Genomic DNA, 6,324 nt, shown 5'->3' with positions numbered 1-6,324 from the left:
AGGTTCTCCAGCTTCGACTCCTGCAGCGACGTGGCGATCGAGATCACCGCGGCCCGCTCCGGCAGACCGGCCTTCTTCGTCGCCGCGATGATCGCCTTCGCGTTGGCGACCTGCTCGTCGCTCAGATCGATGCGCGACTGGGCGCCCTGCACACCGTGCGGGATCAGCTTGCCCGCATCCGGCTTGTCCGCCTGCACCACCGCAGCCTCCGACAGCCCCGCCGACGGCGCCACCTCGTGGTGGTTCAGCGGACCGGCAGCCAGACCACCGGCAACAGCCAGACCAGCAATACCCAGCACACTCTTACGCAGCATCGTGTTCATGGGGGACAGCTCCATTCGGGGGTCGACGCACACCCACGCCGACGGGGGTCGGCTCATCGGTGTGCGCAAGCACCGTCAGGCGCTCAAAAGTCATTCCGGGGGGTCATCGGCGCGCGGGGCCGGGGGGCCTCCTCGTCGCGCCGGGACCAGGTACAACGACCGCCGGCCCACCAACATTCCAGGCCGCGGGCGCCCGCCTCGACGGGCCGCCCTCCTCGGTCGCGCACCGGGATACAACGACCCCCACCCACCCGCCATTCCGCCGCCGGGGTGCCGCCGACCACCCCCGAACCGGACATTCACCCCACACGAGCGGACGCCGTCGCACGTACCCCGCGATCTTGGACAGTTGCCGTTCGTGGCGAACGGTAACTGTCCAAGATCTTGACGCGGACGGGCGCGCATCGCCCGATGTGCGGATTCAAGCGACCCTTGCGGCATGCGGTGAGAGACAGGGCCGGAAAAGACGTCAGGCCCGGTCCGTGAGGGACCGGGCCTGACCGAACCGTGCGCCGCCAGGGACTCGAACCCCGAACCCGCGGATTAAGAGTCCGCTGCTCTGCCAGTTGAGCTAGCGGCGCTCGTCGGCAACGGCAGGAACGGTAACACGCCGCCGATCCGCCTCCGCCGGGGGCGGCCACCTTCCACACCGGCGCTGCCCACGCCCCCAGGGACAGCAAAAGATCAAGCCCGGTGCACTGCACCGGGCCTGATCTGAACTGTGCGCCGCCAGGGACTCGAACCCCGAACCCGCGGATTAAGAGTCCGCTGCTCTGCCAGTTGAGCTAGCGGCGCTCGCTGACAACGGGAAGAACCTTAGCACGCACGCCGACCCGGGTTCCAATCCGATACCGGGCTCCCCCCTTCGGTCGAGCTTAACCGGCGAAAGCCCGCAAAGTTCGCATCTTTCCGGCCGAGGGGCGCAGGACGCGGGCACTCATGCGGCACGATGTCCGCCAGGCACGCGAGAACAGAGGTGGGGATGGGCAGGTTCGCGCGGTCCGGGGCGATGGTGGGCGTCCTGGTCCTCACGGCGTCGCTGGCACTGACCGGGTGCGGCGACGACCAGAAGAAGCCGGCGTTCGTGGCCGGCGCGCAGCAGGGCGACGCGGTCGCGACCACGTCACCGGGCACGACGGGCGAGCCGAGCCAGGCCGCCCTGCCGGCGCTGTCGGTGAGCCCGGCCGACGGGTCCGAGAAGCGCCCGGTCAGCACCGAGATCAGCGCGAAGATCCCGGGCGGCGGGAAGGTGTCGAAGGTCGTCCTCACCGCCGCCAACGGCGCCAACGTCGCCGGGCGGCTGCGCCGGGACGGCTCGTCCTGGGTGCCGTCGGCCCCGTTGAAGTACGGGACCCGGTACACGGCCACGGTGACCGGCACCGGCACCGACGGCCAGGCCCGGCAGGGCACCAGCAGCTTCACCACGATGGCCAAGCCGAAGTCGATGATCGGCTCGGGCCTCTACATGTTCAGCGGCAAGACCTACGGGGTGGCCATGCCGGTGGTCGCCGAGTTCTCGCCGGGCATCCCGAAGAAGGACCGCGCCGCGGTGCAGAAGCGGATGTTCGTGCAGACCGACCCGCCGCAGCCGGGCGCCTGGCACTGGGTCTACAACGGCACGCAGGCGTACTACCGGGCGCCGGAGTACTGGAAGCCGGGCACCACGATCACCGTCCGGCTGGCGCTGGCCGGGATCCCGCTGAGCAACGGCCGCTACGGCAACGTCGACCGCAGCGCCACCGCCAAGATCGGTCGCGCGTTCGAGATGAAGGTCGACAACGCGACCAAGCAGATGACCGTCTACGAGAACGGTTCGGTGGTCCGCACCATCCCGGTGAGCCTGGGCAAGAAGAGCACCCCCTCCTCCAGCGGCACCATGGTGGTGATGGAGAAGAAGGAGTCCACGGTCTTCGACACCCGGGACGAGCCGGACCCACGCAACCAGTACGTCACGGAGATCGACTTCGCCCAGCGACTCACCTGGGGCGGCGAGTACATCCACGCCGCGCCGTGGTCGGAGGGCAAGCAGGGCAGGGTGAACGTCTCGCACGGCTGCGTCAACGTCTCGATGGCGAACGGCCGCTGGCTCTTCGGCAAGACTCTGGTCGGCGACCCGATCACGGTGAAGGGCACCGAGCGGCGGCTGGAGCCGGGCAACGGCTGGACGGCCTGGAGCATGAGCTGGTCACAGTTCGTCGCGGGCAGCGCCGTGCCGGTGCCCGCGGGCGGGCAGGGATCGCCCTTCTGAACAGGCGTAACGTGGGCGGACGCGGGGCCGTTGGCGGCCGTTCGTCCGCGTACCGTCGGGTGGGGAGAGACCGCCCCGCCCGACAAAGCGCCGCACGACATCAGAATCGTTACATCACGGGCGGGGTGTTTCGGTTCACGTCCGGCAACGGGTAACCGTTCCGGTGCGTCTGTAGAGACGATGGGACCCGGGACCACGACTGTGAGGGAAACATGCGAGCTAGCCAGGACGAGCTGATCCGGGGCGGCACCGCCGGGCGCGGCGGGCGACGCCGCGCGTTCGCGGCCGCGGTGCTCGCCGCCGCCATGGCCCTGACCGGGTGCACCAGCGACAAGGGCGGGGACGACAAGGGGTCGAGCTGGCAGGGCGGTGGCGAGAGCGGCCCGAAGGCGGCGGCCACCATCACCGAGCCTGCCGCCGACGCCAAGGACGTCCCGGCCTCCACGGCGCTCACCTTCACGACGAAGGACGCGCAGGAGACCACCGTCGAGCTGAAGGACTCCGCCGGCAAGGTCGTCGAGGGCGAGCTCGCGAAGGACGGGAAGAGCTGGCTGCCGGACGGCGCGCTGAACTACGGCGAGACGTACACGGCCACGGTGACCGCGACCGGCGACGACGGCAAGCCGGCCACCGCGACCAGCACCTTCACCACGATGGCGAAGCCGGGCAAGCAGATCCGGGTCACCAGCTTCCTGGGTGACAACCAGGTCGTCGGGGTGGCCATGCCGCTGATCGTGAAGTTCGGCCGGGCCATCCCGGAGGACTACCGCGACGACCTGCAGCGCCGGATGACGGTCACGGCCAAGCCCGCCCAGGAGGGCATCTGGCACTGGGTGAGCCCGACCGAGGTGCACTACCGGCCGAAGTCGTTCTGGAAGGCCAACAGCACGGTGAGCTACAAGGTGCAGGCGGGTGGGCTGCCGCTCGGCGGCGGCTGGTACGGCCGCTCCGACCTCACCGTCGACATCAAGGTCGGCCCGTCGTTCGTGATGACCGTGGACAACCGCACCAAGCGGATGACGGTCACCAAGGACGGCAAGGTGATCAAGACGATCCTGGTGAGCCTCGGCAAGAAGAGCACCCCGTCGTCCAGCGGCACGATGGTGGTGATCGAGAAGCTCCGCCACACGGTCTTCGACACCATGGAGGAGCTGGGCCCGGAGGAGGGCTACCGCACCGAGATCGACTACGCCCAGCGGCTCACCTGGGGTGGCGAGTTCATCCACGCCGCGCCCTGGTCGGAGGGTGTGCAGGGCCGGACGAACGTCTCGCACGGCTGCGTGAACGTCTCGATGAAGGACGGCAACTGGCTCTTCGCCAACACCCGCATGGGCGACCCGATCACGGTGAAGGGCACCGAGCGCAAGCTCCAGAACGGCAACGGCTGGACCGACTGGAACATGAGCTGGGACGAGTACGTCAAGGGCAGCGCCGTGCCGTACGAGCCGCCGGCCGAGCCGGGTGACGACACCAGCCCGGCCGCCGAGCCGAGCGTCGAGCCGACCCCCTGATCCGACGGCATCGAGCGGCCCCCTCCATCCGGAGGGGGCCGTTCGCACGTCGGGGACCGGAAACGACCGAAGCCCCCTCCCGGAGGAGGGGGCTTCGGTCGCTGCTGGGGTGACTGATGGGAATTGAACCCACGACAACCGGGACCACAACCCGGTGCTCTGCCAACTGAGCTACAGCCACCATGCTCTCCGCGCCGGTCGACCCGGGCGGGGCGCGGACTAATAATAGCCACACCCCTGCCGGCGCCGTCCACCGGGTTGCGGCCGGGCCGCCCGGCGGGGCTCAGAGCTGGGCGGCGATCGCCTTGGCGCTCTCCACGTCCGGGCCGGGCAGCGGCACGAACACCGTCCGCCGGTAGTACTCCAGCTCGCGGATGCTCTCCCGGATGTCGGCCAGCGCCCGGTGGGCCAGCCCCTTCTGCGGCTGACCGAAGTACACCCGCGGGTACCAGCGCCGGCACAGCTCCTTGATCGAGGAGACGTCGATCATCCGGTAGTGCAGGTGGGCGTCGAGCCGGGGCATGTCCCGGGCGATGAAGCCGCGGTCGGTGGCGATCGAGTTGCCGCACAGCGGGGCGGTACGCGGGTCCTTCACGTGGCTGGCCACGTAGTCGAGCACCATGTCCTCGGCCTCGGCCAGGGTGACCGTGGAGCGGCGCACCTCCTCGGTGAGGCCGGACTTGCCGTGCATGGTCTGCACGATCTCCGGCATCGCGTCCAGCGCCGCCTCGTCGGCGTGGATGACCACGTCGACGCCCTCCCCCAGCACGTTGAGATCGGGGTCGGTGACGAGCGCGGCGACCTCGATCAGCTTGTCCCGGCCGAGGTCCAACCCGGTCATCTCACAGTCGATCCAGACGAGAAGATCAGCCACCGCCACAGACTACGCGCCGCCGACCCGCCCGCGCCTGAAGCACCCTCGCCGAGGTGGACCGCTAGGGTTTCCCCGTGCCAGCCGAACCCGTCGCACCACCCGCCGTCACCGAGGACGACCCGGGCGGGCGTACGGCCCGTCGGCTCGTCGCGGTGGTGGCGCTCGCGGCGGTGCTCCCGGCGCTCTACCTGCCCGGTCTGGTGCACGACTTCTTCGACCTCAAGATCTACATGCGGGCCATGGACTGGTGGTCGGCGGGCCACCCGCTCTACGACTACGTCCAGCCGGACCGGGTGCAGGGCGCGCTCTACTTCACCTATCCCCCGTTCGCGGCGCTGCTGCTGCGGCCGTTCGCGCTGCTGCCGCTGGGCGCCACCATCGCGATCTTCACGGTGCTGACCGTGGTCGGCGTGGTGGTGACCACCCGCTGGCTGGTGCTGCCCGTGATCCGGCGGCACGACCTGCCGGCACTGTTCAGCGTGACGGTCGCGGTGCTGCTGGTGTTCGCGGTGGAGAGCACGCGGGAGACCCTCACCTTCGGGCAGATCAACATGCTGCTCGTGGTGCTGATCCTGGGCGACCTGCTGTTCGCCGTACCCCGGGGGCGGCGCTGGGCCGGTGTGGGCGTGGGGCTGGCGGCGGCGCTCAAGCTGTTTCCCGGCATCTTCGTGCTCTACCTGCTGGCCACGCGGCGCTGGCGGGCGGCGGTGGTGGCGGCCGTGACGGCGACGCTGGCCACGCTGCTCGCAGCGGCGGTCGCGCCCGGCGACTCGTGGCGGTTCTGGACCCACGAGCTGTGGGCGACCGACCGGGTGGGCCGCACCGACTACACCGGGAACCAGTCGCTGTTCGGCCTGCTGAGCCGGATCACCGCGCCGGACAAGCCGAGCCAGTTGCCCTGGCTGCTCCTGGCGCTGCTGGTCGCCGGGTACGGGCTGTGGCGGGCCGCCCGGGCGGCGCGGGCCGGCGACGCGCTGGCCGGCCTCACCCTGACCGGCCTGGTCGGCGGGCTGGTCAGCCCGATCACCTGGACGCACCACCTCTACTGGTTCATCCCGGCGGTGGTGGTGCTGCTCGACGCGGCGCTGGACGCCGACCGGGGCACGGTGGAGGGTGCCCGCCGGCGACGGTGGCTGCTCGTCCTGGCCGTCGGCACCGGCTTCGTGATCGTCTACGGGGTGGTGACCTTCCAGGACTGGGGCGTCGCCCCGGCGCGCACCGACGATCTCGCCGACTTCGTCGTCCGCAACGCGTACGTGCTGCTCAGCCTGTTGCTGCTGGCCGTTCTCCCGGCGCGGCGGCGGCCACCCGAGGGGGCCGTCACCCCGGCCGGAAACGGGCACTAACTGGACAGAACTCGCGACAAGC

General features: G+C 70.3%; 4 protein-coding genes, 3 tRNA genes and 1 pseudogene. 3 read left to right on the top strand and 5 right to left on the bottom strand.

All coding sequences use genetic code 11. The features are described 5' to 3' along the window. The 3 genes and pseudogenes from GA0070214_RS28570 to GA0070214_RS28560 all read right to left on the bottom strand — a co-directional run. Positions 1 to 323: pseudogene (locus GA0070214_RS28570) on the bottom strand (hypothetical protein); the annotation flags it as partial. 508 nt (positions 324 to 831) lie between these two features. Continuing rightward, a tRNA-Lys gene (locus tag GA0070214_RS28565) sits at positions 832 to 904 on the bottom strand. Between the two features lie 141 nt (positions 905 to 1,045). Beyond that, a tRNA-Lys gene (locus GA0070214_RS28560) sits at positions 1,046 to 1,118 on the bottom strand. A gap of 187 nt (positions 1,119 to 1,305) precedes the next feature. Here GA0070214_RS28560 and GA0070214_RS28555 point away from each other — a divergent pair. Together GA0070214_RS28555 and GA0070214_RS28550 are read left to right on the top strand one after the other, a co-directional pair. Then, on the top strand, positions 1,306 to 2,571 hold the full coding sequence (locus GA0070214_RS28555) for a L,D-transpeptidase (protein WP_091269610.1): 1,266 nt from the start codon (positions 1,306 to 1,308) through the stop codon (positions 2,569 to 2,571). A 212-nt stretch (positions 2,572 to 2,783) separates the two neighbouring features. Then, entirely contained in the window at positions 2,784 to 4,082 is a 1,299-nt protein-coding gene (locus GA0070214_RS28550; protein WP_091269609.1) for a L,D-transpeptidase, read from the top strand. Positions 4,083 to 4,187: 105 nt separating this feature from the next. Here the strand turns inward: GA0070214_RS28550 and GA0070214_RS28545 are convergent. Both GA0070214_RS28545 and orn read right to left on the bottom strand, forming a co-directional pair. Next, a tRNA-His gene (locus tag GA0070214_RS28545) sits at positions 4,188 to 4,263 on the bottom strand. A 102-nt stretch (positions 4,264 to 4,365) separates the two neighbouring features. Beyond that, a complete protein-coding gene (gene orn / locus GA0070214_RS28540; RefSeq protein ID WP_091269608.1) occupies positions 4,366 to 4,962 on the bottom strand; it encodes an oligoribonuclease in 597 nt (198 codons plus the stop codon). A gap of 68 nt (positions 4,963 to 5,030) precedes the next feature. Between orn and GA0070214_RS28535 the strand changes: the two genes are divergently transcribed. Further along, on the top strand, positions 5,031 to 6,302 hold the full coding sequence (locus GA0070214_RS28535) for a glycosyltransferase family 87 protein (RefSeq protein WP_091269607.1): 1,272 nt from the start codon (positions 5,031 to 5,033) through the stop codon (positions 6,300 to 6,302). Positions 6,303 to 6,324 lie beyond the last annotated feature (22 nt).

The sequence above is a fragment of the Micromonospora chaiyaphumensis genome, from assembly GCF_900091435.1.
GTDB lineage: Bacteria > Actinomycetota > Actinomycetes > Mycobacteriales > Micromonosporaceae > Micromonospora > Micromonospora chaiyaphumensis.
The sequence above is the reverse complement of the archived record's forward strand: the minus strand, read 5'-3'. Positions and strand labels throughout refer to the sequence as shown.

Coding starts and splice junctions, on each gene's coding strand:
- GA0070214_RS28550 (WP_091269609.1), top strand. CDS start 2,784: ATGCGAGCTAGCCAGGACGAGCTGATCCGGGGCGGCACCGCCGGGCGC.
- GA0070214_RS28555 (WP_091269610.1), top strand. CDS start 1,306: ATGGGCAGGTTCGCGCGGTCCGGGGCGATGGTGGGCGTCCTGGTCCTC.